General features: G+C 38.9%; 22 protein-coding genes and 6 pseudogenes. 11 read left to right on the plus strand and 17 right to left on the minus strand.

The annotated features are described in order from the left end of the window. Positions 1 to 49: 49 nt before the first annotated feature. On the plus strand, positions 50 to 595 hold the full coding sequence (locus C427_RS24130; protein WP_051075192.1) for a GGDEF domain-containing protein: 546 nt from the start codon (positions 50 to 52) through the stop codon (positions 593 to 595). Then, entirely contained in the window at positions 553 to 1,404 is an 852-nt protein-coding gene (locus C427_RS24135; RefSeq protein WP_015430934.1) for a putative bifunctional diguanylate cyclase/phosphodiesterase, read from the plus strand. Before C427_RS24130 ends, C427_RS24135 begins: the two co-directional genes overlap by 43 nt. Before the next feature lie 98 nt (positions 1,405 to 1,502). Here the strand turns inward: C427_RS24135 and C427_RS13250 are convergent, their stop codons facing one another. Together C427_RS13250 and C427_RS13255 are read right to left on the minus strand one after the other, a co-directional pair. After that, the gene (locus tag C427_RS13250) at positions 1,503 to 2,909 is read right to left on the minus strand and encodes a WS/DGAT/MGAT family O-acyltransferase (RefSeq protein ID WP_007641627.1); all 1,407 of its coding nucleotides are present in this window, start codon (positions 2,907 to 2,909) and stop codon (positions 1,503 to 1,505) included. A gap of 276 nt (positions 2,910 to 3,185) precedes the next feature. After that, positions 3,186 to 3,422: an RNA-binding S4 domain-containing protein gene (locus C427_RS13255; RefSeq protein WP_034900071.1), complete on the minus strand. Its 237-nt coding sequence runs from the start codon at positions 3,420 to 3,422 to the stop codon at positions 3,186 to 3,188. Between the two features lie 395 nt (positions 3,423 to 3,817). Here C427_RS13255 and C427_RS13260 point away from each other — a divergent pair, with 395 nt between their 5' ends. Continuing rightward, positions 3,818 to 4,189: a glutathione S-transferase N-terminal domain-containing protein gene (locus tag C427_RS13260; RefSeq protein ID WP_007641619.1), complete on the plus strand. Its 372-nt coding sequence runs from the start codon at positions 3,818 to 3,820 to the stop codon at positions 4,187 to 4,189. Between the two features lie 140 nt (positions 4,190 to 4,329). On the opposite strand, the gene C427_RS28845 is transcribed toward C427_RS13260, so the two are convergent. The 8 genes and pseudogenes from C427_RS28845 to C427_RS13305 all read right to left on the minus strand — a co-directional run bounded on the left by C427_RS28845 (position 4,330) and on the right by C427_RS13305 (position 12,151). After that, positions 4,330 to 4,689 carry a DNA glycosylase AlkZ-like family protein gene (locus C427_RS28845; protein ID WP_085949637.1) on the minus strand — a complete coding sequence of 120 codons (360 nt, stop codon included), beginning with the start codon at positions 4,687 to 4,689 and terminating at the stop codon, positions 4,330 to 4,332. Beyond that, positions 4,620 to 5,264: pseudogene (locus C427_RS27565) on the minus strand (DNA glycosylase AlkZ-like family protein). The gene C427_RS28845 and the pseudogene C427_RS27565 overlap by 70 nt, the downstream one beginning before the upstream one ends. Positions 5,265 to 5,349: 85 nt before the next feature. Further along, complete coding sequence (locus C427_RS13280; RefSeq protein ID WP_007641612.1) at positions 5,350 to 6,012, minus strand: SDR family oxidoreductase; 663 nt, start codon at positions 6,010 to 6,012, stop codon at positions 5,350 to 5,352. A 9-nt stretch (positions 6,013 to 6,021) separates the two neighbouring features. After that, positions 6,022 to 6,777: a 3-deoxy-manno-octulosonate cytidylyltransferase gene (gene kdsB, locus C427_RS13285; protein WP_007641610.1), complete on the minus strand. Its 756-nt coding sequence runs from the start codon at positions 6,775 to 6,777 to the stop codon at positions 6,022 to 6,024. A gap of 32 nt (positions 6,778 to 6,809) precedes the next feature. Next, positions 6,810 to 7,019, minus strand: coding sequence for a Trm112 family protein (locus C427_RS13290; RefSeq protein ID WP_007641608.1), 210 nt, complete (start codon positions 7,017 to 7,019; stop codon positions 6,810 to 6,812). Further along, positions 7,019 to 8,010 (minus strand): annotated as a pseudogene (lpxK, locus tag C427_RS13295) (tetraacyldisaccharide 4'-kinase). Before lpxK ends, C427_RS13290 begins: the two are co-directional and overlap by 1 nt. 14 nt (positions 8,011 to 8,024) lie before the next feature. Next, a pseudogene (gene msbA / locus C427_RS13300) lies at positions 8,025 to 9,798 on the minus strand (lipid A export permease/ATP-binding protein MsbA). 85 nt (positions 9,799 to 9,883) lie between these two features. After that, positions 9,884 to 12,151: a DNA internalization-related competence protein ComEC/Rec2 gene (locus C427_RS13305; protein ID WP_081589056.1), complete on the minus strand. Its 2,268-nt coding sequence runs from the start codon at positions 12,149 to 12,151 to the stop codon at positions 9,884 to 9,886. A gap of 52 nt (positions 12,152 to 12,203) precedes the next feature. Here C427_RS13305 and C427_RS13310 point away from each other — a divergent pair, with 52 nt between their 5' ends. After that, entirely contained in the window at positions 12,204 to 12,734 is a 531-nt protein-coding gene (locus C427_RS13310) for a DUF2062 domain-containing protein (protein WP_034900047.1), read from the plus strand. Between the two features lie 492 nt (positions 12,735 to 13,226). Here the strand turns inward: C427_RS13310 and C427_RS28850 are convergent. Continuing rightward, positions 13,227 to 13,577: pseudogene (locus C427_RS28850) on the minus strand (aldo/keto reductase). 288 nt (positions 13,578 to 13,865) lie between these two features. On the opposite strand from C427_RS28850, the pseudogene C427_RS13315 reads away from it, so the two are divergent. Then, positions 13,866 to 14,210: pseudogene (locus C427_RS13315) on the plus strand (GGDEF domain-containing protein). Between the two features lie 106 nt (positions 14,211 to 14,316). On the opposite strand, the gene C427_RS13320 reads toward C427_RS13315, so the two are convergent. Continuing rightward, a complete protein-coding gene (locus C427_RS13320; RefSeq protein WP_007641600.1) occupies positions 14,317 to 15,384 on the minus strand; it encodes a patatin-like phospholipase domain-containing protein in 1,068 nt (355 codons plus the stop codon). A 713-nt stretch (positions 15,385 to 16,097) separates the two neighbouring features. Here C427_RS13320 and C427_RS13325 point away from each other — a divergent pair. The 6 genes and pseudogenes from C427_RS13325 to C427_RS13345 all read left to right on the plus strand — a co-directional run bounded on the left by C427_RS13325 (position 16,098) and on the right by C427_RS13345 (position 19,844). After that, positions 16,098 to 16,604 carry a PTS sugar transporter subunit IIA gene (locus C427_RS13325; protein WP_226991248.1) on the plus strand — a complete coding sequence of 169 codons (507 nt, stop codon included), beginning with the start codon at positions 16,098 to 16,100 and terminating at the stop codon, positions 16,602 to 16,604. Positions 16,605 to 16,710: 106 nt separating this feature from the next. Further along, positions 16,711 to 17,056 (plus strand): annotated as a pseudogene (locus C427_RS13330) (ArsC family reductase). After that, positions 17,053 to 18,180: a succinyl-diaminopimelate desuccinylase gene (gene dapE / locus C427_RS13335; RefSeq protein WP_007641594.1), complete on the plus strand. Its 1,128-nt coding sequence runs from the start codon at positions 17,053 to 17,055 to the stop codon at positions 18,178 to 18,180. The pseudogene C427_RS13330 and the gene dapE overlap by 4 nt, the downstream one beginning before the upstream one ends. Then, complete coding sequence (locus C427_RS13340) at positions 18,177 to 18,851, plus strand: M15 family metallopeptidase (RefSeq protein ID WP_007641592.1); 675 nt, start codon at positions 18,177 to 18,179, stop codon at positions 18,849 to 18,851. Before dapE ends, C427_RS13340 begins: the two co-directional genes overlap by 4 nt. Continuing rightward, positions 18,848 to 19,003 carry a DUF2897 family protein gene (locus C427_RS24990; protein ID WP_007641590.1) on the plus strand — a complete coding sequence of 52 codons (156 nt, stop codon included), beginning with the start codon at positions 18,848 to 18,850 and terminating at the stop codon, positions 19,001 to 19,003. The genes C427_RS13340 and C427_RS24990 overlap by 4 nt, the downstream gene beginning before the upstream one ends. A 37-nt stretch (positions 19,004 to 19,040) precedes the next feature. Further along, positions 19,041 to 19,844, plus strand: a complete 804-nt coding sequence (locus tag C427_RS13345; RefSeq protein WP_007641588.1) for a formyltransferase family protein — start codon at positions 19,041 to 19,043, stop codon at positions 19,842 to 19,844. 159 nt (positions 19,845 to 20,003) lie between these two features. Here the strand turns inward: C427_RS13345 and C427_RS13350 are convergent, their stop codons facing one another. The 5 genes from C427_RS13350 to C427_RS13370 form a co-directional block, all read right to left on the minus strand. Further along, positions 20,004 to 20,330, minus strand: a complete 327-nt coding sequence (locus C427_RS13350) for a heavy metal-binding domain-containing protein (RefSeq protein ID WP_007641586.1) — start codon at positions 20,328 to 20,330, stop codon at positions 20,004 to 20,006. Continuing rightward, the gene (locus C427_RS13355; protein ID WP_015430943.1) at positions 20,327 to 20,686 is read right to left on the minus strand and encodes an HIT domain-containing protein; all 360 of its coding nucleotides are present in this window, start codon (positions 20,684 to 20,686) and stop codon (positions 20,327 to 20,329) included. Before C427_RS13355 ends, C427_RS13350 begins: the two co-directional genes overlap by 4 nt. Before the next feature lie 70 nt (positions 20,687 to 20,756). Next, complete coding sequence (gene astE / locus C427_RS13360) at positions 20,757 to 21,836, minus strand: succinylglutamate desuccinylase (protein WP_007641583.1); 1,080 nt, start codon at positions 21,834 to 21,836, stop codon at positions 20,757 to 20,759. A gap of 94 nt (positions 21,837 to 21,930) precedes the next feature. Beyond that, positions 21,931 to 23,238 (minus strand): putative bifunctional diguanylate cyclase/phosphodiesterase, encoded by a 1,308-nt coding sequence (locus tag C427_RS13365; RefSeq protein WP_007641581.1) that lies wholly within the window; start codon positions 23,236 to 23,238, stop codon positions 21,931 to 21,933. Between the two features lie 201 nt (positions 23,239 to 23,439). Next, on the minus strand, positions 23,440 to 25,911 hold the full coding sequence (locus C427_RS13370; protein WP_007641578.1) for a glycogen/starch/alpha-glucan phosphorylase: 2,472 nt from the start codon (positions 25,909 to 25,911) through the stop codon (positions 23,440 to 23,442). Between the last annotated feature and the right edge of the window lie 119 nt (positions 25,912 to 26,030).

The following is a 26,030-nucleotide window of genomic DNA, read 5'->3' on the forward strand; positions in this document are numbered from 1 at the left end:
TAGTGAGCAAAAGGCAAACCAACGAAGGCTAGAAAAATCGAATCATAAATTGGCACAGCTCAACGAAGTATTAAAGAAAAATGCGTATTATGATGCCCTAACGGGATTACCAAATAGAAATCTCTTAGCCAATAGAATGCAACAGTGTATTAGCAACAATAAACGCCAACAAAGTCATATTGCGATAGTTTTTATGGATTTAGATGGTTTCAAGGAAATTAATGATCTTCATGGTCATAGTTTTGGCGATGATTTATTATGTTTTATTGCACAAAAAATTAAACTTTTAATGCGCGAAGACGACACATTGGCCCGTTTTGGTGGCGATGAATTTGTGATGATCCTAGATAATCTTAACTCACCTGACGATTGTCTTTTAATCCTACGACAAATACTTGACTCAGTATCGAATATCCAATTCATTAACAACAAATCAGTTAAATTATCAGCCAGTATTGGGCTCACTATTTACCCTCAAGATAATAGTAATTCAGATCAACTTATAAGGCATGCGGATCAAGCGATGTATATCGCTAAACAATCTGGAAAAAATTGTTTAGCGATATATTTGATGTTGCAAAAGATGTTGCTGTAACCAATCAGTATGAAGAAATAGAAAATATCCGCTGCGCATTTAAAAATGATGAATTTGTACTTTATTATCAACCCAAAATTAATATGAGAACGAATCAAATTGTTGGATTAGAAGCACTTATTAGATGGGATCATCCTCAAAAAGGTATATTACCTCCAGCAGCATTTTTGCCCGTAATCGAGCAGAACACGCTCTTAATTGAGTTAGGTGAATGGGTTATTAAGGCAGCTCTAAATCAACTTAGTAGCTGGTCTAAGTCAGGAATAGAGATGCCTATCAGTGTCAATATTAGTCCATTACAACTACAACAAACAGATTTTGTGGATCGCCTTACCCTAATATTTAAAAGTCACCCGCACTTTAAAGCGGGACAAATAGAATTTGAAATATTAGAAACCAGTGCCTTAGATGATATAAAAATAGTAAAAAGTGTCGTTGAAAAATGTCATGAATTGGGAGTCGTTTTTTCAATAGATGACTTTGGAACCGGTTATTCGTCATTAACTTACCTAAAAAAATTACCCACTGAATATCTTAAAATAGACCGTTCCTTTATCCGATATATGCTGACTGACCATGATGATCGCTCTATTGTTATGGGTATAATTCAATTGGCTAAAACGTTTGAAAGAACCGTTATCGCTGAGGGAGTAGAAACAATCGCACATGGTGAAAAATTATTGACTCTAGGGTGCAAGTTGGCACAAGGATTTGGTATTTCTAAACCGATGCCCGCTAAAGAATTTCCAGGATGGTTAGGCCATTGGACGCACAATAATGAGTGGCAAATCCTCAGTGACCCAGAATAGTTATAAAATTATTATCCAAAATAAACCAGTAACCCAAATTAAATGCTTATACATACAGGTTACTGGTTAGCCTTATCTGGGATTGAAGTATTATATATTTACGTTTTGCCTTTATTTTGCATTAATCCCTGCAGATAAATTCCTCCCTTGATACCATCCATTGCAACATCTATATATTCGGCAATTTTTTCAATATCGGGAATCGTATCTCGACAAGCCATTAGTCCAAAATCGATATCATCACAATAACTCACCACTGTAATATTCAGTGACTGGCCATCAATTAATACAGATAAAGGATAGGTTGCTTTTAGCTTTGCTTGGCCAAAATACAACGGTTTCCTAGGACCAGGGACGTTGGATATAGTCACGTTTGCAACAGGTGGTAATAAGTTGGTCATATTAAGTTGATTCATCACTGCAACCAAGCCCTGAGCAATCACCGCAAAACTAGTAGCAGCATCCGCAGAAACCGAGCCAAGTTCTTCTTTTGCATCTTTGGTTGAAGCACCAATTTTGGTTAAGCGAGTCATGGTGTCGGGTTCGTCAGTGGCCAGATTAGCTGTAACATAGGTAATTTGATTACCTGTACGATTCATCTGTCTCACCGAAACGGGTACCGAAGCGATTAAAGATTTTTTGGGTAATGCCCCCTTATCTTGCATATATTTACGCAAAGCCCCAGAACACAATGCCAATACCATGTCGTTAACGGTCGCATTAGCTTGTTTACCAATGCTCTTGAGTTCTGTTAACGAAAGTGATTTTACTGCAAAACGCCGAGCACCTGTGATCGGTACATTAAAAATCGATTTCGGAGCAGTGAAAGGCACCGGAGAAGTATTTTTACTGATACCTGTGGCTTTTAATCCTTGCCCCCAAAACATTTTTGATAAGTCCTGAACCATGCTTGCTCTGTCTTTTACTTGAGCAGCCAAGTTAGCTGTTTTTTCGCTTAAGCTTATTGAATTCTGAGAACGAGGTATTAAGTGTTTTTTCAGACCAGCCCAAGGGGCCCTCACCTCATCTTGACCCGATAAACTAAAACACTCTTCCATCAATTCGATACCCCCCATGCCATCAATAGCGGCATGATGCATCTTCATGTAAAGAGCAAACTTGTTTCCTTCAAGGCCTTCGATTAAATGAAATTCCCATAAGGGCCGTTCTCTATCCAACAGACGACTGTGTAGGCGTGAAGCTAGTTCTAACAAGTCAGCCATTCTACCGGGTTTAGGCAGCGCTGAATGGCGAACATGGTAGTGAATATCAAAGTGTTCATCTGTTACCCAACTTGGCAGTTTACCGCTGCTAACATGGCTTAACTTTTGATTAAAAGGGGGCCCTGCAGGTTGGACTTCTAATTTGTCCATTAAATCCCGAGGGAAATTACCCTTGTATCCTTTAGGTATTTCAAAAATCGCCAGACTGGCGACGTTGACGGGGGTGGTCTGCTTTTCTAAAGACAGAAAAGCAAGGTCGAGCGCACTTAATTTATTTGACATTGGAATAACCTACAAAATTCCTAATGTAAGACTATACAACGAAACTTATAAGCTTTTTTGATAATTCTACCTAGCTCAAAATTTTAGCATCAATAAACATTTATATTTTACAGTATTAAAATTGCGAATGAACTGAATAACGGTGGAGAAAATCCAGTTTATTAGCGAATATATGGACATTCTGCCGCTTAATAAGCGGCGATATGGGAAGCCTCAGAATAATCTTATAATAATGACGAAAATGATTATGTTGTTAAATTTAGATACCGACCTGACTTAACTGATAAAAGGTTTTATTTCCTGCTTCAATACTATTTTAAATTGCTGATTTTCAAATTCGATAATATCGCCAGATATAATTTTTTTACGCCTTCTGGTTTCAACATCACCATTAACTAATACTCGGCCATCATCGATGGCCACTTTAGCTTCACCGCCGCTGGAAACTAGAGCTTCGAATTTTAATAACTGATACAGAGCAATGGGCTCGGCATATATTTCAATATTTTTCATGGGTAAAGTTTCCATTTATCTTTGTAACCTTATTTAATGTAATTCACCTACCGTATCTGTATAAACTCAAAATATATACTTTAATCAATAGGTTTTAGAAAGCTTGTAGGTAGACCTTTATTGTAGCCAAACTAGTTTATTTTTAATCGCGGCTTAAAAAACAGGTGAAATACTGAGCATTAATAAACAGACGATAACAAACACCACGCTAATTCAAAACAGCTACGCATCCACTGATTTTCAATAAAAACCATTTGGGCCTAGAATCTCATATCAATATGCAGCAAAAATACTGATCCTTATAACTAGGTAACAAGTAAGTTTAGATCACAAGCGCGTAAAGGTTATAATGATTTCGACTTTTACTTAACCAATTCAACAAATGAGCTGTATAGATGAAATTATTGATTAATATTATTCGTAACCTGTTAGGTGGCCTTATTGCTGCCATTGATTTTATCACTCGTGGTTCAAAACTGAAACGTACTCAAGAAGCTCAAGAACAAGTAACTGTGGAGCTAGAGAAACTCTCTTTGTATCAATTTTTTGCTTGTCCATTTTGTATAAAAACACGCAGAGCAATGTATAAGTTAAATTTGCCTATGGTAAAACGTAATGCCTCAGAAGGCTCTCCTTATCGTGATGAATTATTACAAGGTGGTGGGAAAATTCAAACGCCATGTTTACGTATTGAAAAAGATGATTCTGTAGAATGGTTGTATGAATCTTCTGCGATCATCAGTTATCTTGAAAAGCGTTTTGTTTAGAACACTGGTCACTTATAACACTTGCAGGCGTTGTTTGACGTCTGCTTGACTTTTATTTGATTGATTTATGACACCCGAAAGTTTACGTACTTCTATAACCTCGCCCTTATAAAACTGCACAAAAGCATTGAGTGTTGGCTTTAGTATCTCAATAAACTCATATACCTTAGCGGTCTCAAGATGCAAATTTTGGATATGCAAAACATGCGTTTACGGTCAATTTTGGTATCCAAACGCCCTACAAACTCCGATCCCCTTACCAGTGGTAGGCTGAAATACCCGGATTGACGTTTTGCTGGTGGCACATAACACTCAATTTGGTAATCAAAGCTAAATATTTGTGATGGTCGTTTACGCTGGATCACTGCATCATCAAAAGGTGACAGGATATTAACTTGATGCCGATTAACGGACTGTTTGAGTAAATTAGTTACGTTGGATAGTCCATAATCAAATAACGTTCGAATTCTTTGGCTATTGACATTGTTGTGACTATACATGAAGGCAATACTCGCTTAATTAGGTCATAGACTTTTTGAAACACTATTCGCTCAGCTAACATCAACTCACCTTCTATAAAGAGTTGTTCTAGGGTGACTTTGTCTGGTTTCCAATCCCGGCATCCACTGCCTCTTTGGGTGCTGTTTTGTTCAAAGTCTTTGGCCCGTAATGGGCCTTCTTGTTGAATTCTTCGCAACACACGCTTTTCAGCAACAGGGGTTTTATCGCGCCAATGTTTTTCATCCGCCGTTATTGTGTGTTTCTTTGGAAGTGAAAAGCGGTAATCTTACATCAGTAAATAAGCGGCAGCATGATATCAGTATTCAAATACCTGCTTCTGCATTAAAAGTTTATCTATAAAATTAGCTTGATAGTTATTTATGCGACCCCACAAGCAATGGTGATGTGCCCGTTGAATAACAGAAATAGAGTCTATTTGAATATAACTTAAATGTTTAATAGCCGCATTTGCGCCTTCGACACCTTGCCCAAAGACATTGCTTGTATGCAGTCCTTGACTGATGAGGGCGAGTTTGCATGCTTGTTTAGGCGTTATCTCAGGCAACTGTAACATAACGAAACACGCTGCTGTCTTTATCTAAAAATAAAAAAGTAACCTTAGCGTTCATACATAGCTCTTACACTCTTTACCTTTCGTATTACCAAGGCAAAACTTCACCATTTGAATGCCAGAAGGTGCCTGTATTACCCAGATTCAATTCTTCTATACGCTGGATTAATCGCTCAACCGCAACAGCAGCAGAAATATCGCCACTATAATTCACCATCTCAGTTTGAACATGACCTGGATGCAATAAAGCAACAGCCACTTCTTGCTCTTTCAAATCATGGGCCAATGATACGCCTGCAATATTTAATGCGGCTTTAGACATGCGATAACCGTAATAACCACCAGAAGTATTGTCTGTTACTGAGCCCATACGACTAGTTATCATAGCGACTTTTGCACCTTTAACCAGTTGTTGCCTCAGCATTTGAGTCACCATCAAAGGCCCAATAGCATTGACTCTAAACTGATATTCAAGGGTCTTGACTGACATATGTTCTAAGGTTTCGTTAGCAAACACACCTGCGTTGTTGATCAACAAATCTATTTTTAAGTCGCTCAATGTAGGTAGGATTTTTTCTAAACATTCTGGGCTACTCACATCGACTTTATCAATCACTTTGGCGTCAGATTGACTAAGCTCATCGCTAGTATTGCGGCAAAGAGCAATTACTTTGTCACCTTTAGCCAAATACTGTTTTACAAACTCTAATCCAATGCCACGATTGGCTCCGGTAACAACTACAGTTGCCATACAAACTCCTTATTTGTGATTAGCTAATAACCTAGCTAAATCTTCTGGTGTATCGATGCCAATAGGCGGTGTAACTCTGGCTTCCTGCACATGGATTTTTTCACCATGCCATAAGACCCGAAGTTGTTCCAAGGATTCAATTTGTTCTATACCAGATGGAGACATATTCACGTATTGTTTTATAAATCCTGCTCGATATGCATAAATACCAATATGCCTAAAATAAAAATCACCTATCTCATCAATGCTGTCTGAATCAAGAAAACGCGCCCTGTCGTAAGGGATCGTGGAGCGAGAGAAATACATAGCATAACCTTGCTTATCCATCACCACCTTGACGGTATTGGGATTAAAGGCTTCTTCAACATCGGTGATCTTAACCGCTAGTGTTGCCATTTCAGCTTGCTGATGATTATGTAAGTTTTCAGCCACTTGCAGGATATTTTCAGCAGGAATAAAAGGTTCATCACCCTGCACATTCACCACCAATTCGTGGGACAACATGTTTTGTAAATCGACTACTTCAGCTAGTCTTTCGGTGCCTGATTCGTGGTGCGCGCCTGTCATGCAATATTTGCCACCAAAGTCATCAACTACTTTGGCGATCCTGACATCGTCGGTGGCCACTAAAATATTGCTTGCCCCTGATTCTTGAGCACGCTCGTATACATGTTGCACCATGGGTTTGCCTTGTATTTCTACTAAAGGCTTACCGGGAAATCGTGTAGACGCATATCGCGCAGGGATAATGACACTAAATTGCATAATTAAATCTCTTCAATAAAATTAACCAACATTTAACTCTGGTTACTTTTTAACAGTAGTTCCATTTCTTCGCTAGACACATGTTTGGCTTCTGACTCCAACAACACGGGTATATTTTCTCGAATTGGATAAACCATACGATCGAATTTACAGATAAGTTGTGCCTGTTTATCTTGGTACAATAATTTACCTTTACAAACTGGGCAGGCTAAAATATCTAACAATTTTTTATCAAAGGCCATTATTTTCTCTTATTTTGTTTTTTATCTGCAACCACTTGCTTTAACTTTTGCAAAAGTTGCGATTCAAATTGTGCGGTTAATCTAGCACTAACAGGTAAATACCAACAATCATCATGTGCTATCAAGGTACATTTTACGGCATCTTTTTCTGTCATGATCACGGTTCCGCTAGGAATATCTTTTTTACTAAAGGCATGATGATCAACAAAACTGATTTGCTCCTTTAGCTTAACTTGTTTTTTTCTAACAAGGAAAAGAAACGTTGCGGGTTACCTATAGCCGCCATTGCTGTGACGGGCAAAGACAAATCGTTTATCGATAAACTTTTATTAGGGTATTTAACGTTAATCAATCTGCCAGCTTCCAGTGACATTAAATACTCACCATTTGTGACTGAACCACCATTTAATACTAAAAAATCAACCCTATCTAAACGCCACGAACCTTCGCGCAGTGGGCCTGCAGGTAATAAAAGTTTATTGCCACAACGCCTTTGTCCATCCATCACAACAATTTCAATGTCCCTATTTAAAGCATAATGTTGCAAACCGTCATCACAAATAATCACATCACATTCATGTGTCTCAACTAGTTTCAACGCCCCTCTTGGGCGAATAGGATCAACGACTAATGGGCAGTTGATATGCTGACGCATCAATATAGCCTCATCACCCACCCTATCGACTTCGCTGATGTAGTCTACCGACATAGGATAAGTGACATTTTTTCCGCCATAACCACGGCTTAATACTCCAGGGTGATATCCTGCTTGCCTTAATCGCTTAGCCAAATGCACGACTAATGGCGTTTTCCCATTACCACCGACACTGGTGTTACCCACTACAATAACTGGCACAGAAATATCAACTGAAGGTTTGATCTGCAATCGAAATAACATTCTTCTTAAGCTTGATAATACCCAAAACAGTGCGCTTAACGGTAATAACAAAATGATTACAGGCCAATGATACCAACTCGGTGAATACCACATGTTGTCAATCCAACTCACTTAGCGATTATCTCCTCACCAAACTGCATGTTATACAATTGCGAATAAACCCCATGTTGTGCCAATAAACTTTGATGGTTACCTTGCTCGATAATTTCACCTGCCTCAATCACTAAAATTGTATCGGCGTTTTCGATAGTCGACAATCTATGGGCCACCACAATGCTAGTGCGGTTTTGTTGCAGTTTATCCAGTGCATCTTGGATCAATCGTTCTGATTCAGTATCTAATGCTGATGTTGCTTCGTCTAATATTAAAATAGGCGCGTCTAATAGCAAGGCACGGGCAATCGCCAAACGTTGACGTTGCCCCCCAGATAACATAAACCCATTTTCACCTACTATGGTATCCAAGCCTTCGGGTAACTGTTCCAAGAATTCCATTACATGGGCGGTTTTAGCCGCTTTCAGTATTTGTTCGCGGCTAACGTTATCTCCTGACCCATACGCAATATTATTGGCAATAGTGTCATTAAATAACACCACATGTTGTGACACCAAAGCAAACTGTCGACGTAAGTCTTTTAATGGGATATCTCTTAACAACATATCGTCTAATAAGATTTCACCCGTTTGGTTATCATAGAAACGTGTCAGCAGACTTGAAATAGTTGATTTACCGCTACCAGAACGGCCTACCAGAGCAAATGTTTGCCCGGGTTTGACTGAAAAAGATAAGCTTTTTTAACGCGGCGTTTTCTTTACTTGGGTAACGGAATGTCACGTTGTTAAAATCTATTTTCCCCTGAACTCTGGTGATGCTCTGTGTGCCTTTGTCTTCTTCAATATGTTGGTCCAGCACATCGAAAATACTCACACAAGCCGCCATACCTTTTTGGAATTCACTATTCACGGTGGTCAGTTGTTTCAGAGGTTTTAAGAGCATGGTCATGAAAACCACCACACTGACAAATACGCCTGGAGTCAACGTTGTCACTAAACCTGGGGTACTGGCTACGTAAAGCACAACAGCCAAAGCAATAGAAGCAATCACCTGAATAGAAGAGACACTGAGTATTCTGGCTACAATCAATTTCATATTTTGTTGACGGTTGTGGTTGTTTTTACCAGCAAAAGATTTATTTTCAATATCCTGTCCACCAAACATTAATACCACTTTGTGGCCTTTTAACACTTGTTCAACCGAGGAAGTTAATCCGCCCATAGCATCTTGAATACGACGACTGACCAATCTAAATCGTTTACTTACTACAGCAACAATCACAGCGACAAGAGGACCAATTAAGATAAAAATTAGCGATAATTGCCACGACTTATAAAACATAGCTATTAATAAACCTATAACCAATGCTCCTTCACGAACAAGTATGATCAAAGCTTTACTTGACGCATTAGCAACCTGCTCTGTGTCATAAATAACTTTAGAAATTAGTTTGCCTGTACTGTTGTTGTCATGAAACTCAACAGGAAAATGAATGTAGCGGCTAAACAATTCTTGACGCATACGCATCACTACATGGTTTCCAATCCACGAAACAGAATAAGTCCCCAGAAAATTTAAAACGCCTCTGAAAATAAAGATAGGCACAATAAAAAAAGCCGCTAAACGCAGATACTCATAGTCACCTTTACCTAGGCTGTCATCAACTAGTGTTTCTAGCTGGGCTAAAACCAATACATCAATCACCGAGTAGCCAATCATGCCAATAATAGCGACAGCAAATGCCAGCTTGTAATCTTTAAGGTAAACGCGAAAACGTTTAAAAATTTTATCTGGTACTTGACTGTCCAAATCGCTCTGCTTGCTCATTAAATAAAGGGTATCTGAATAAATATAAAAACATTGGTAGTGTAACTGTTAGGGCGAAAATCCCCAACTATCAATAAGATATTTATTAATGGTGAGTAGAATTTGCATACCAATAAGGATAAATATCCTGTCTAAAGGTTTTTAGAATTACCGGCGTGGTTGAATTGTACTCAATCTGAAATGAAACTTGGCCTGAATGTGAAGTTGAAAACAGTATTGGGTTGTATGTCTGATATCTGTCTACGACCTCTTGCCTTGGAAAACGCCAACGATTCATAAAGCCCTGACTAAATATCACATATTTAGCTCCTACTGTTTGGATAAACTCGGCAGATGAAGATGTGTTACTTCCATGATGAGCTGCCACCAAAATATCAGATTTTAATTGTTTTGGATATAAACCCACCAGTTGCTTTTCGATACTTTTATTGATATCACCGGGTAATAAAATACTGTGGTACTGATCTGATACTTTGATTACACAGGAACCATTATTGTCGTTATGTTTAAGTGCGTTGTCTGGCCATAGAGCTTCAATACTCAAACCTTGCCAACTTATAGCAAAATCTTGCTGGCACTTATCTTGATTAGTTATCACCTGAGATACCTCAATACCCTTAAGTAATTGCGGTAAACTGCCAGCATGATCGTTATCTTTGTGACTGATAAACACTACATCTACTTTTGAAAATCCCCTAGCCTGCAAAATAGGTAACAACACGCTGTCGGCCATATTAAAGCCAGAAGGATAACTTGCCCCAACATCATAAATGATTGCATGATTATTTTTACTAATGAGCACAGCCAACCCATGCCCCACATCCAATACGTCTAGCTGCCAAGTGTTAATTTTTGGCGATAATAAATGACTAGCTAGCGGCACTAACAATAAAAACAAATATTTTTTATTTAGCCAAAAAGAAGGCAAACAACACCCCAACACAAATAGGAATACAAAAAACCATACAGCAGCTGGAAATGTTGGAATGTTGAAGAATGATGCTTTGATTTTCAGAGCAAAATTGAGGAAAGTTAAACCATAACTCAGTATTAGGTCTGCGTAAGAAAATAACTCAAATGCCCAGTCAGGACTAAACGCTAAACAAATTACTGCTACCAGACAAATCGGTACTAAGACCATCGTCACTACTGGCACTGCAATCAAATTAACCAAGGGGGAAACAGTTGAGACATAAGAGAACTGCCAAGCAACTAACGGTAGCATCAATACTGTCAAACATAATTGCACTTTGACCATGCCAGAAAATATTGCTGTCAACGAAAAATTAGCTTGTTTGACCGGCCATCGCCAAAATATAAAACATATAATGGTCACCGCAGAAAAGCTTAACCAAAAACTCAACCCAAATATACTCAGAGGAAACAGAAATACAAAGCCAGTAAGCCCTAACAAGATTAATCTTCTCGCCCCAAGGTGTTTATTCCACAAAAAAAGCACACTAAACAAAAACAACATCAACCATGCTCTAAGTGTGGGCAATCCAAAACCAGCTAAAGCTGAATAAGCCAAGGTGGTAAAAAGAGTCAACAACATAGCCACGTTGTGCAAGTTGATATGATGTAAAGAATAAAACCTACTGATAAGCCCACCACCAGCCCAAGCTATCAACACATAACTGACACTCGCAACCAAGGCCAAATGTAAGCCTGATATGGCAATAAGATGAGCCACACCGGTTTTTTGAACTAGATGCCAGTCTTCCTGTTGCAACAACCCTCGATAACCAAAAGTGACAGCCGCTAGCCAAGAACGCTGGGGTAAATCAAAGCCTAACATTCGATTCAACAACGTTTGTCTAATGCTATTAACATTGGCAAGCAACGTATTATCATCATCTGATTTAACGTAACCCGTTGCGTTTATGCCTTCACTAAACAACCATTGCTGATAATTAAAACCGGCCTCATTAGCTAAACCATGCGGCGGTTTAACTTTGACCCAAAGTTTAACACGTTGCCCCTGCTGTACCTGCCAAGCAGGCTCGCGCCAACTTAAGTGAAAGATCTTAGTAAACAACAAATGTTGGTCTGCAATATGGGTGACCTTAATATTAAAACGTATATTTTTTTCAGTAATAACTAAGCTGTTTACCTCGCCTATTATTTGTACTGGTTGACTAGTTTGTTCTGAAGATAGTTGCAAAGAGTATTGCCAATGCCCTACACTCGCCATCCAGATTATGCCTAGCAGAAAATAACCAAGGTGTTGATTTTTCCTAATTGTTAGGCAAGCGCACATGAATAGTAAAAGAGTGATAACGATGGAAGGCAGATTAGTCCACCATAAACTTGTGAACGACGCTGCAATAAAACTGAAGAGTTTACTGTCCATAGTAAGAAGTGAATGCCATCCGTTGCTGCATGAAATTAAAGTATAGAGAACTATTCTGAAAAAGTTTATTAAGCGCTTTCTGCCAAGCCCCCAAAAAGTCAAAGAACAGAAGATATTGTCTATTTTTGGTTCTTTGTTACACGATCCTAACCTTTGGCATTTAAATAGGCGATCTGCTTCAGGCGCATTTGCTGTTGGATTATTCTTCGCATTTTGGCCAGTTCCATTTCAAATGTGGTTAGCCGCTGCGATGGCGATTCCTTTGCGAGTCAACTTGCCATTATCTGTGGCTACCGTTTGGATAACGAACCCTTTCACTATGCCGCCTATTTTTTATGGGGCTTATATTTTAGGTACTACCGTAATGGGCTCGCCACAAAGACAATTTAGTTTTGAATTAAGTTGGGATTGGGTACTACAAAGCATTGAAACCATTGGCCCAGCGTTTTTAGTCGGATGTTTAATATGTTCGGTACTTTTTAGTGCTGTGGGATTCTTTATTTTAAATTATCTGTGGAGATTGTCAGTCAAAAAAGCATGGAAACAACGTATCCAGAAGCGTTATCCAAAACGTCTGAAGTGAATCAGGGCTATCGTTCGATAGCCCTTTAAAAGCCAATTTTAACCCACGTGTTATTCATTTTCCTTTGGACTAATCCGCTTCCACTAAATATAGCTACTTGTCTAAGCTAGACATCATAGCTTTAGGGTAACGCTCGCCAAACACCAAATCAGCAGGAATAAGTTGATTAATTTCATCCAGTTCAAGAGGTGATAAAATCACTGATGTTGCCCCCGCATTCTCAATTAAACGTTCAACACTTCTAGTACCAGGAATGGGTACATAATCTTCACCTTGATGTAGAATCCAAGCTAAATCTAACTATGCAGGACTACATTTTTTTGTGTTAACAAACTGATTAATGCTATCCACCAAAGTTAGATTGTGATGAAAATTTTCCTCGGGAAATCGAGGGTTATTCAGTCTCCAATCCCCTTCTTCAAAGTCCTCACTACTTTTTATGGAGCCCGTTAGAAAACCACGACCAAGAGAGTTATAGGGTAGAGGTACAAGTCAGATACCCGACCTTTTGCATGCGGCTAATATATCGACTTCTAGGTGGCGACTCCAAAGAGAAAACTCGCTTTGGATTGCAGAAATGTGAAGCACGGCTGAAGCTCTTTCAAGAGTAGTAACGCCAGCTTCGGACAAGCCCAAATATTTGATTTTTCATTATTTGATAAGTTCAGCTATAGCTCCCAATGTTTCCTTAATAGGCACAGACGGGTCCATCCGATGTTGGTAATACACATTAATATGGTCTACTACTAAGCTCTTTAGACTCGCTTCACAAGCTTGATGTATGTATTCAGGACGACCATCAAAACCTAAAAATTCACCTTGGGGATTTCGTATAATGCCAATTTAGTTGCCAATACGATTTTTTACGTTGCTGCAAATGTTTACTGAAATATCTTCCTAATAACTCTTTTTAGGTTTTAGGGCCATAAATATCAGACGTATCCCAAAACCTAACACCAGACTCAATAGCTTACGATAAAGTATTAAAAGACTGATTTTCATTATGACTTCCATAAAACTCTGACATCCTCATACATCCCAAGCCAATACTTGAAACCTCTAGTCCTTGTGTACCCGATAAACGTGTTTTCATAACTTCTCCTTAGTTAAATATACTAACGTATCCACACCATGAAAAGTCATGTGGCTGGCGATAAGGTACTTATTTCATTAGGACAATTATTACTTCAGTCGGTGCGCGACACTGATTATGTTGGCCGCTATGGCGGTGAATAATTTATGGTGGTATTTAGTGATGCGACTCCTAGTGTCATCGAGAGTAAAATGAATGACATTTCAACCGCCTTTTTACAGATTAATTATACCGTTGGTAAACAATCCTTTAATTGTAGTTTTAGTGCCGGTTTGGCCAGCTCAACGCATCATGAGAAGCTCAGTGAGCTTATTTCTAAAGTCGATACCGCTTTATACAAGGCTAAAGATGAGGGAAGAAGCAAAGTCTGTGTGCACGATTAGCATAACGAAAAATGTTTAATCCAGGTATAACACCGCTTAGCCCAAACTCAGTTTAATAGGATTACGACTCACCATCTGCAGAGTCGCTATCCTCATCCTTGTTATATCACGCAAACTCAATTGGCTTCATATGTTCGATAATCTGTTGATTGTCACACATCTTTTTAAACGCTTGTCCTAAGCGATCACTCTGTGAAATAACAGTTTGCCAATATTCAATACGTTGCGCTGCAGGCATGGTTTCAAAATCAGTTCTGTCTGGTATTTTTCCATAAGGTAAGCTAGCTACAAATTCGTCAGAAGGCACCAACATTACCACGTCATCGTAACTGCTAGCATGAGGCAGACGCTTTTTAAGTGATTTGTCGAACCAGCCTGGAATAGGTTTTGAGTAGAAGTGTGGATACAATACTAAGCCTTTTTGAGGCCCAAAAGTAAGATCAAAATGATAATCAATGATGCCACCATCTCGATACATTCCTTTTGGCGCTCCATCAATATTTTTTACACCTTCAATCACAACAGGAATAGAGCCTGAAGCCATCAATGCTTGGGGTAAATTTTTAGCGGTAAGAGCAACTGAATATGAAGGCATATTATTTGGATCATTGATCTTTAAATCAGAATTAGGCGACGAAAATAGAAAACGTTGATAAAACTTTTCTAACCATTTCCGTTTCAGCGCGTTAGCACTAGCGCTGGCAATTAACCCCGTCATTTGTAATGGTTTTGCTTCGAATTGGGTTAAACCCTTACACTTTGCCACTATAAAATGCGCTTTAATGATGGGGTTGTTAATGATTTCTTCGCTGCCGTTTTCACCCAAGACGTAATTCAGCAGCGCTGTGCCACTTGCAGTGATTTCTTTAGCAGTTGGTTTATCAGAATAAACAGTATGCGAATAACGCTCCGCTAAACGATTTATTGCAGACAATGGATCGTTTTGCGCAAAACAAGCAAACCTAAATGCACCCGCCGACGAACCCACAATGTTGAGTGGTCTGGTACGCTCAGCAAAAAACTCAGGGAAAATATAACGGTCAAGACCCGCTAACACAAACCACTTAGGGCCGCCTGATGCTCCCAACATATAATCAAATAAATCAGCACTAAAGCCTTCTTGCTTTATACGTGCAAAGGCATTTTTCCCTGCATAAATATCCAAAACCTGCATACTCTTCCTTTTATATTCGAACACTGCTCGAACACTAATTACCTGGTTCAATTTCAGCGTTAATAGCACATACCACGTCAGCTGAAACTTTTATGACGCTGTGCTGACGGCTAACCAAAGTTTTTTATAGTTATTAAAATACCTGGACTAAGTTTAACAACTTGAGCAATAGATGCATCTAAATCAGCGACCTTAATATATATCATGCATAGTGCATGACGCAGGTAAGTCGTGATTTACCCCTATAGTATGGTAAACACCAGCAACTGCTGTTTACAAATCTGGCGGTTGCATAGCGTAATCGCCTGATTATCCGACACTCACAAAGCTTCTTTGCCAACCAACAACAGATGTATAAGAATCGCTTATACGTCGTGTATTAGGCAGGTTAAATCGGACCTCGCTAAGGTACCTATTTCTATATTACTCATAATAACCCCTCATAAATGATGTAATTTCAAACAAGCCTTCAGCTATCGAGTGATTAACAACCAATAGTAATTTATTTATATATATCAGTCTGTTAAGTAACATATAAACAGTACTCAACAGAGTTATCCACAGGAACAGTGGATAAACCCAACTTGACATCATTACCACCAACTTTTTTGTTATCATATGTATAAAATGAATTAAGTATTGCTATATGCCAAAGATTAAATCTCAAACTATTCACAAGCAAAACCTCTTAGCTAGTCTAAAGAACAGGACTTATGATGGGATTATTTAGTCGCCTAGTAGAGGCTGGCACTCTGCCATCTTATAAAAAGACCATAGAAATTTATAACCCATTAACGGGCACCGTACTGCCATTGAATGAGGTGCCCCATGCACTTTTTACAGAACGCATGTTTGGCGAAGGCATAGCCATTAAGCCGTCTGGTTACCAAGTATTCGCAACATTCGCTGGCACTATGCTGCACTTTCCAGAACTGGCTAATCAATTAAGAATAATTGGGCAAAATGGCTTACAGATACAAATACAGCTAGGGATTGATTCTCACCTTATGTTAGGGGGATTTAAGAAAATCATCAAACAAGGTGAGAGCTTTGAACAAGGACAACTGCTCGCGGAGTTTTCACTGATTAAGATGAAAAAACAACTACACAGTATTTTATGCCCTATTACTGTACTCAGTAGTGACAAAATAAAGGGTCTGCAAGCCCACTATTTTCAAGTTATCGCGGGTGAAGATAAAATAATGACGGTTTACGTATAATTTAGGAATATCAACAAACTAAAAGCATCGCTATCGTCCTTTACCTTCCCCACCCTTTATCGTTATAGTCGCACTATTATGATTTTGATTAACTCAATAGGACACCATGACTACCCTGTACGGCATTAAAAACTGCGACACCATCAAAAAAGCACGCGCTTGGTTATCAGCAAACAACATTGATTATACCTTCCACGATTACAGACAAAATGGACTAACCCCCCCGATGGTTAGAGCAAGCCGAACTGGCTTTAGGTTGGGAACTGATGCTCAATAAACGTGGCACTACTTTTCGTCAATTAAGTGAAGAACAAAAACAAGGGGTCGATAAAACGACAGCTTTAGCATTAATGCTTGAACATCCAGCCATGATTAAACGCCCCATACTCACCCATAACGATAAATATTTTATCGGTTTTAAAGCAGCACAATACACTGAGGTATTCTCATGAGTCGTACACTTGATTTAACTAAAGACTTGATCAATAGAAAATCTGTTACCCCAGAAGATGCAGGTTGTCAGGAAATGATGGCAAACATTCTTGCACCTTTAGGGTTTGAAGTTCAGGATCTCACCTTTGCCGACACCAAAAACATTTGGGCCCGCAGAGGGACTGAGGAACCGCTGTTTTGTTTTGCCGGACATACCGATGTAGTACCTTCAGGCCCAGAAAAAAATTGGCAAACCCCACCTTTTGAAGCGACCGAGAAAAATGGTTACATACATGGTCGTGGTGCAGCAGATATGAAAGGCAGTTTAGCCGCCATGTTAGTCGCCACCGAAAATTTTGTAAAAGCAAATCCATTACATAAAGGTTCGATTGCTTTTTTAATTACCAGTGATGAAGAGGGGCCTTTTATTAATGGCACCACTAAGGTGATTGATACCCTAGAAGCCCGCAACGAAAAAATCACGTGGTGTTTGGTCGGCGAACCTTCAAGTACTAACGAAGTGGGTGATGTAGTCAAAAATGGACGTAGGGGGTCGCTAACCGGTGATTTACTGGTTAAAGGAATCCAAGGTCATGTCGCCTACCCTCACCTAGCCAGAAACCCTATTCATGAGTCAACGTTGGCACTCGCAGAATTGGCCAACACCCATTGGGATAAGGGAAATGATTCATTCCCCGCCACTAGTTTTCAAATCTCTAATATCAATGGTGGTACAGGTGCTGGGAATGTTATACCAGGTGAATTAAAAATCTGTTTTAACTTTAGATTTTCAACTGAAGTAACTGACCAAGAGTTAATAACAAGAACGATAAAAGTGTTAAATGCGCATAAATTAGATTACGACATTAATTGGACCTTCAATGGTCAACCTTTCTTGACAGATTGTGGCAAGTTAGTGGAAGCCACACAACAAGCCATCAAACATTGCACAGGCAGAGACACCTTGTTGTCTACAGCAGGCGGCACTTCTGATGGACGATTTATTGCGCCAACGGGAGCTCAAGTCATTGAGCTTGGACCTGTTAACGCCACAATCCACAAGATTGATGAGTGCGTCAAAATTGACGACCTCGATACGCTTGCTGAAATTTATCAAGACATATTGCAACGGCTGTTAGCGTGATCACACAAGCACACACCTTAGGAAAAGATGAGAGTCTTTTAGTCGAATGCCAGAACGGTTTTCGACTATTACCTGAAGTGTGTGAAGCATTTAAGCGTATGCAAACGTCAGCAGCACAAGATAATGTAGACATACAAATTGTCAGCAGCTACCGAAGCTTTGAGCGCCAATTGAGTATTTGGCAAAACAAGTGGTCAGGCAAGGCGACCTTGTTAGACGCAAATGAAAATACCTTAGATGCCACTGAGCTGTCCGACCAAGAAAAAATATACGCGATCCTCACATGGTCAGCGTTGCCTGGAGCCAGCCGTCATCATTGGGGTACTGATTTAGACGTGTATGACAAAAAGTCTGTAGAAAAGAGTCAGCATGACTTTCAGTTAGTTTGCAGCGAATACGATCAAGGACCTTGCACCCTACTCAATAATTGGCTAAACAAACATGCCATTAAGTTTGGTTTTAGCAGACCTTATGCTGAATATAAAGGCGGCATTGCTCGGGAGCCTTGGCATCTTAGCTTTCATGACAGCGCTGAAAAAATGTTCGCACAGTTAGATGAGACGGCACTGCTAAATAATCTTAAGAATTCAAATGTTTTAGGATTAGAAAGTATTGCGAATAACATGCCTGAAATATATCAGCGCTTCGTTTTAAACAGAGGATTAATATGAATATTTGGATAGTGGTAGTGATTATCATCTTGGCCTTGGGCTTTATTATCGGCAACATATTATTATTACAACAAAGTGCCAGTCAAAAACTACCTAAGCCCAATAAAGATAATAATACATCGTATGACCGTTTTGAAGACAAAGATGATTAACTTCTCATTGTGTACTTGTAATAAGTGGTGATGTTAAATGCGGATCTTGATACTGGCCAACAAAGACATTGCTAGCAATTTAGCCCTCAACACTCTATTTCAAACAATGCGAGGTCAACACCAATTCCAGGTTTTACTGTCATCATCGGTTGGAAAAAACACAATAAACAAACCTCAATGTTTATTAGATTTAGCTTTTTTTGAGCAAAGCTTATTCAACCAAATACTGTTCCCTGCCTTACAACACAATCCTTCAACTGCGGCGAGCAAACATCTCAGTTTTAATCAATTTAAAATACTGGGAATACAAGTATCAGATATCCACTCGATAAACTGTCAGGCAGGCATTAACCAAGTGAATGAATTTTCACCTGAGCTTATCGTTTCAATTCGCTTTGGTTTGATCCTGCAATCTGCGGTCATTGAGATCCCCAAATTTGGCGTAATCAATTTACACTCAGGTGAACTCCCCACATACCGTGGCGTCATGGCAACGTTTAGGGCCATGCAGCAAAACGTAACTGAATGTGGCACTACCCTGCATTATATTAATGACAATGGTATAGATAGCGGTGAAATTATCAGTATTAGTAAGCAAACGTTGGATTACCAACGCTCATATTTATACAACACCCTGTCGCTTTACGAAACGGGTATAAACGATGTGGTGAATGCAATATCTAAAATTGAAAAGTCAGAAAAATGCGAGAGTTATTCTGCAGATTCACAGGGAAACTACTTTTCATTTCCCTGTGAACAAGAGCTAATAGATTTTCAACAAAGAGGTCACAAGCTATACGAATATCGGGATGTGGTTGATATCGCTCAGAACTATTACTGAGAGAATCTTAAAAAAAGAAAAACACGCTTCGCATCATCATCCTGATTTTTTAACTTGAACCGCTTCTGTGAGAAACTTGTCATTCCACCGCCACGCGGGATAGCATTGTCCGCTATAGCAACAATTAAAAGCGAACAACAATACTCAACCTATTTTGGCTTACAGATCAACATAACGAATAGCAGTCCCACTGATACTCACCATCAACATACTGCCGCCCTTGCCCACCACTTCGTAGTCAATATCCACACCAATAACCGCATTAGCACCAATAGAGCGAGCTTCTTGTTCTAGTTCCTGGAAACCAATTTTTCGTGCTTTAGTGAGTTCATCTTCGTAAGCGCCTGAACGACCACCCACAATGTCACGGATGGAAGCAAAAATATCTTTAAATATATTCGCCCCCATGACGGCTTCACCTACGACAATACCTAAATACTGTTCGATTTTTTTGCCTTCAAGCTGATTAGTTGTGGTTACTATCATTTCTCACTCCTTGATTTGATTTCAGTCTTAATTAATTCAATTTGTTTGGCCAACGCTTCATCTGAATAGGCCTTAGATGGCACTTGCCCCCAAATAGGTTTGGGCCAACTTACGTCATGTTGATAACGTACAATATGATGTAAATGTAACTGAGGTACCATATTACCCAGCGCGGCGATATTCAACTTATCAGGTGTAAACAAATGTTTAAGTGCCCAGCTAACCAGTGATGATTCTTGCCATAATGCTTGCTGTTGAGCAGTATTTAGATCAATTACGTCACTGATATCTGTCACGCGAGGGACTAAAATTATCCAAGGGTAGTTGGCATCGTTGATCAGTCGAACAGAACACAAAGCTAAATCAGTGACTAGTTCACTGTCTTTTTCTAATTGCGGATGTAGAAAAAATCGGTCATCTGAGTCCTTAAATATGAGTAGGTATTACCGTTAACAGCGCTCGCTGACCGATTTCAACATCGGCGTTTGGAAAGACAATCGCTTCACCTTCAAATTGGGCGCGGTATTCGCACCCTGTTTCATGGGCTAATACATGACCTTTAGGAAAATCACTGAAGTTAGGTGCATCTGGCGCAAAATCAAGTGAAAAATCAGCTTGTTGTTTATTGACCACTTGGTTGACTTCATAAATCAAAAAATCTGCTTCATTATAGTTTTTAAGTGACAAATCATTACCACAAATCAAATTGGTCAATGTGGTGACTACATCATTAAAATGATCCATATTATTTTGCCCAAATGGCATTACCTTACCCAATTCAACAGTGAATGCATTTGCGTTAAGTTCATTAACTGAATAATAACTGAAAGTAGTCGTGGGACTACCGGACAGTAAAATAGTATTCACCCCACAGGCTAACAAGATTTGTAGCTGATATTTGTCCCAAGGTTTACCATTTTGAAATGGGTATACCGCAAACTTATCATTTTTAGATGCGCGAATAGCGGTATGTAAATCATAATGAAAACGACTTCTAGATTGAGTCGCATCTATTCCCAGATAGAAATTTTTTACTACATCTTCTAATTGTTTTGCTCGATGTCTTTCAGCATTCATCTGTTGCCCAGCAGCTAAATTTTGATGCTCGCCACTAAATAAACGATTCATATTCTCTTCAACAAATCGCTGCGCAATGTCCATGGCGGGTAAATTCCCAAACAAAAATAACACCCGTTGCTTTACCAGTATTTTACCCATCAAAATACTTTTGACTAAATCATCACAAATTTCTATGGGAGCAGTTTCGTTACCGTGGACACCACATGAAAGCACAATGTCTTTATCACTATTAGCAATCGTCTCAAAGCTGATAATCCCTTCTGCCAACACATTAACTTGTGTATGTGCATCAATAAAAAATTGAAAAGATGTACTAAAAAGTGCAGGTTGAGTGCGCGATAAAGACAGAAAATTGCCATGCTGCTTTAACGATTGGATCGTGTCTTGAATGGTGTTTTGATTTAATGTATCGATTTTTGTTTGCATATGAATGGGTAATAATCGCAGATATGATTTCTAAAGAATTAATACTACGCTAATCAGAATATTAACTCTGCTTTTTTCAACTGAGGATAAACAGTTAAGCAGTCTGATGTTCACGCGCAAAGGATGTGCCAACGGCTAAGTCTTTATTGGCTAGCTCAATAAAATCATCTACGGGGACCGCTTTTGAGAACAAAAAACCTTGCCCAGATACAACCCCTATTTCACGTAATATATGAAGATGCTGAATAGTTTCGATCCCCTCCGCGATCAACTCACAATTGGCGGCCTTAGCAATTAACTGACTCGCCTCTACTATCGCCCGATTAACCGGACTTTCATCAATTTGCATGATGAAAGATTTATCGATTTTAATGCTATCGATTTCAATATCACGTAAATAAGCTAAATTCGAGTAACCTTTACCAAAATCATCAATCGCAATCGTCGCTCCAAATGCACGAATTTGTGACAATTGTTTTTTAACTAAAATTGAATTAGATAATGCCACGTCTTCAGTAAGTTCTAATTCAAACTGTGACAATTCCACATGGTGTTTTTGCGCCAACTTTTGGATCTTGTTGGCAAAATTCAAATCATATAATTGTGAAGGCGACATATTCACAGCAATTTTTAGACGTAACCCCTTGCTGTTAAGATAAGCAGCGTTTTTAAAGGCTTGCTCTAATATCCAATAACCAAGTTCATTCATCATATTGTAGGATTCAGCGGCTTGAATCAGTGTCCCAGGAAAAATCAAACCATCTAGCGGATGATTCCAACGTAACAAACACTCCGCACCTATTATTTGTAAGGTATTTAACTCGATTTTAGGTTGAAAATAGATTTCCAATTCATCTTGCTCCAAAGCCCGAGTAATGTCAGCCTTCATAGCTAATGCTCGGCCTGAGGTATAATCAGTTAAAATTTGCGCATGTTGAAAATTATCAAATTTATTATCTTTTGCTTGTTTTAAGGCTGTTTCAGCTAATGAAAAAAATTTATTGATATCGCTGTTGTTTTTAGGATTCGATGCTGCACCAACATTGAAGTCGGCGATAAAGGCGTGGTCATCGCATTGTATAGGGGTTTTAAAATGTTGAACTAGATGGCTGTAAAAATTATAAAGTTGTTTCTGTTGATGGGTACCTGACAAAATCAAACCAAAAACATCACCGCCAATTCGGCCAAAAATCGCGTTGTCGTCAAACAAAAACGCAATACGATTTGCAATTTCTAAGAGTACTTTGTCACCATAATCGTAACCAAAACTGGCACTGACATCAGAAAAACGCACGACATCAATTAATAGTAAAGATTGTTCAGCATTTGTATTTAAAAGCTGCTCTATTTCACATAAAAATGCATAGCGATTTGGAATAGTTATTAATGATTCATGTTGCATTAAAAATGTATAGCCGCGTTAATAGTCCACTAAAATTTTTGTCAAATCACTGCTAATAGTGAAGAAAACCCTTGGAATAAGAATACGTTAGTTAGCCTATTTCACCTAATCCTAAAACACAAGACTCAAACACTTGTTTGAGTCTTGTGTTTTAGATAAAAATCTGCCATGACCTATCTTAAATTTTATAAGTATAAAAATTTACTCTACTGTACATGGCTGTAATTTCCAAATTTTTTCAACATAGTCATTAATGGCTCGGTCTGAGGTAAATTTTCCCATACGTGCAGTATTCAGTATTGCCATTTTCGCCCAGCGAGATTTATCACCGAAAGCCTTATTGGCTTTTTGCTGTGCATCTGAATAAGACTCAAAGTCGGCCAATACTTTGTATTGGTCTCCTCCCTCCAACAAACTACGTTTAAGTGATGCTAATGCACCCGGTTTGCCTGGGGTAAAATAATCAGTTTCAAGCCAATCTAATACCGCTTTGATCTCTTTATTATTGTAATAAATATCAAATGGGTTGTAGCCCACTTTATCAAGCTCATGCACTTCATTTACGTTTAAACCAAAAATGAAAATATTTTCGTCACCCACTTCTTCAGCTATCTCAATATTCGCACCGTCTAAGGTGCCAACTGTTAACGCACCGTTTAGTGATAGCTTCATATTTCCAGTACCTGAAGCTTCTAGGCCCGCAGTGGAAATCTGCTCGGAAATATCAGCCGCGGGAATTATTTTCTCAGCCAAACTAACGCGGTAATTGGGTAAAAACACCACTTTTATTTTTCCGTTTACCCGTTTGTCATTATTCACTTTGTCAGCCACTTGATTGATGGCATAAATAATATCTTTGGCTAATTTATAACTAGGTGCGGCTTTAGCGCCAAATATAAATACCCGTGGTTGCATGTCATAATTAGGATTCTCTAGCAAACGACGGTAAAGCGCCATAATATGTAAAAGGTTAAGATGTTGACGTTTATATTCATGTAAGCGTTTAATTTGTACATCAAAGATAGCTTTAGGATTAATTTCTATTCCCGTTAACACTAATACCTCTTTTGCCAACGCCACTTTGTTTTCGTGCTTTATTTTCATAAATTGTTTTTGAAACTTAGTATTGTCAGCAAACTGGCTTAGCTGCTCTAGCTTATCTAGATGTAACGGCCAATCATTGCCAATCTTTTCATCAATTAGAGCAGATAATTTGGGGTTGCATGCCTTTAGCCAACGACGTGGCGTAATACCATTAGTTACGTTGGTTAACTTTTCTGGCCACATTTTGTCAAATTCAGGGAACAGATTCTTCTTGACTAAGGATGAATGAATTTCAGCCACACCGTTCACTTTAAAAGAGCCAATAACCGACAAGTTACCCATACGTATCATCTTTTCGTTGCCCTCTTCAATGATTGACAATTTTTGCTTGATCGCATTGTTACCTGGCCACATTTTTTCTACTTCAACCATAAAACGATGATTAATTTCATAAATGATTTCTAAGTGCCTGGGGAGAATTTTTTCAAACATACGAGCCGGCCATTTTTCCAAGGCTTCAGGTAACAACGTATGATTGGTGTAGGCAAATGTTTTACTGCATATCTGCCATGCGCTATCCCAATCAAGCTCCGCCCTGTCTAATAAAATTCTCATCAATTCGGGAATGGCAATAGCCGGATGAGTGTCATTTAATTGAATGACAACTTGGCTGGAAAAACGACTCCAATTATTTCCATGGGCTCTTTTATAACGACGAATAATATCTTTTAGCGAACAAGCGCTAAAGAAATACTGCTGAATTAAACGTAACTCTTTACCCGCCTCAGTTTCATCATTTGGGTACAATACTTTAGAAATCGTTTCGGCTTGTACGTTTTCTTTTTGCGCATCCACATAACCACCGGCATTAAACACGTCCCAATTGAAGTAACTTGACGCTTGGCTTTGCCATAAACGCAAAACATTCACGGTTTTCCCGCCGTAGCCCACCACGGGGATATCCCAAGGCAGCCCTTTCACTATCAGACCAGGATGCCATTCTTTTTTAATTTCACCATTTTCACCATATTTAGTTTCAACATAACCATACAGTGGAATTTCTTGAATAGACTCAGGGCGGCATATTTCCCATGGGTTACCATAATCGCGCCAGCTGTCTGGACGTTCAATTTGTTCACCATTTTTTATTTCTTGGCGGAATAAACCATGTTCATAATGTAATCCATAACCTACAGCTGGCATATCAAGTGTCGCAAGCGAGTCAATAAAACATGCGGCTAATCGGCCTAAACCGCCATTACCCAATGCCATATCCGGCTCTTCTTCCATAATGTCAGTGAGGTTAACGCCTAATTCTTTTAAAGCTTGATCCGTTTGTTCGAACAAACCTAAATTATGCAGGTTGTTGGACATCAAACGACCCATTAAAAACTCTGCAGAAAAATAATGTACGGCACGGGTATCATTAAAATAATGAGACTTTTGAGTTTTACGCAATTGCTCCAACACGTGCTCTTGAATTGAGGCGCAAGTCGCTTTCCACCATGCATGATTGTCGGCTTTATTTTCGTCGGTGCCTAATGAACAATGTAGATGTCTAACAATCGCATCTTTAATGGCTTTTTTTGGTAAGGAAGCCGTTTTAGAAACTGACTTTTTCGCACTCATATTACACCTCAATTTAGCTTTATTTGGATGTCACTTACCCAGACGTGATTAGTCTAACAATGGTTTTAAATGACGTAATAAAATTACAGATAAATTTAATGAGATAGTTTTAGCAGGAT

The sequence above is a fragment of the Paraglaciecola psychrophila 170 genome (assembly GCF_000347635.1).
Taxonomy (GTDB): Bacteria; Pseudomonadota; Gammaproteobacteria; order Enterobacterales; family Alteromonadaceae; genus Paraglaciecola; species Paraglaciecola psychrophila.

Coding starts and splice junctions, on each gene's coding strand:
- C427_RS13250 (WP_007641627.1), bottom strand. CDS start 2,909: ATGTCAAATAAATTAAGTGCGCTCGACCTTGCTTTTCTGTCTTTAGAA.
- C427_RS13255 (WP_034900071.1), bottom strand. CDS start 3,422: ATGAAAAATATTGAAATATATGCCGAGCCCATTGCTCTGTATCAGTTA.
- C427_RS13260 (WP_007641619.1), top strand. CDS start 3,818: ATGAAATTATTGATTAATATTATTCGTAACCTGTTAGGTGGCCTTATT.
- C427_RS28845 (WP_085949637.1), bottom strand. CDS start 4,689: ATGTATAGTCACAACAATGTCAATAGCCAAAGAATTCGAACGTTATTT.
- C427_RS13280 (WP_007641612.1), bottom strand. CDS start 6,012: ATGGCAACTGTAGTTGTTACCGGAGCCAATCGTGGCATTGGATTAGAG.
- kdsB (WP_007641610.1), bottom strand. CDS start 6,777: ATGCAATTTAGTGTCATTATCCCTGCGCGATATGCGTCTACACGATTT.
- C427_RS13290 (WP_007641608.1), bottom strand. CDS start 7,019: ATGGCCTTTGATAAAAAATTGTTAGATATTTTAGCCTGCCCAGTTTGT.
- C427_RS13305 (WP_081589056.1), bottom strand. CDS start 12,151: ATGGACAGTAAACTCTTCAGTTTTATTGCAGCGTCGTTCACAAGTTTA.
- C427_RS13320 (WP_007641600.1), bottom strand. CDS start 15,384: ATGCAGGTTTTGGATATTTATGCAGGGAAAAATGCCTTTGCACGTATA.
- C427_RS13325 (WP_226991248.1), top strand. CDS start 16,098: ATGATGGGATTATTTAGTCGCCTAGTAGAGGCTGGCACTCTGCCATCT.
- dapE (WP_007641594.1), top strand. CDS start 17,053: ATGAGTCGTACACTTGATTTAACTAAAGACTTGATCAATAGAAAATCT.
- C427_RS24990 (WP_007641590.1), top strand. CDS start 18,848: ATGAATATTTGGATAGTGGTAGTGATTATCATCTTGGCCTTGGGCTTT.
- C427_RS13345 (WP_007641588.1), top strand. CDS start 19,041: ATGCGGATCTTGATACTGGCCAACAAAGACATTGCTAGCAATTTAGCC.
- C427_RS13350 (WP_007641586.1), bottom strand. CDS start 20,330: ATGATAGTAACCACAACTAATCAGCTTGAAGGCAAAAAAATCGAACAG.
- astE (WP_007641583.1), bottom strand. CDS start 21,836: ATGCAAACAAAAATCGATACATTAAATCAAAACACCATTCAAGACACG.
- C427_RS13365 (WP_007641581.1), bottom strand. CDS start 23,238: ATGCAACATGAATCATTAATAACTATTCCAAATCGCTATGCATTTTTA.
- C427_RS13370 (WP_007641578.1), bottom strand. CDS start 25,911: ATGAGTGCGAAAAAGTCAGTTTCTAAAACGGCTTCCTTACCAAAAAAA.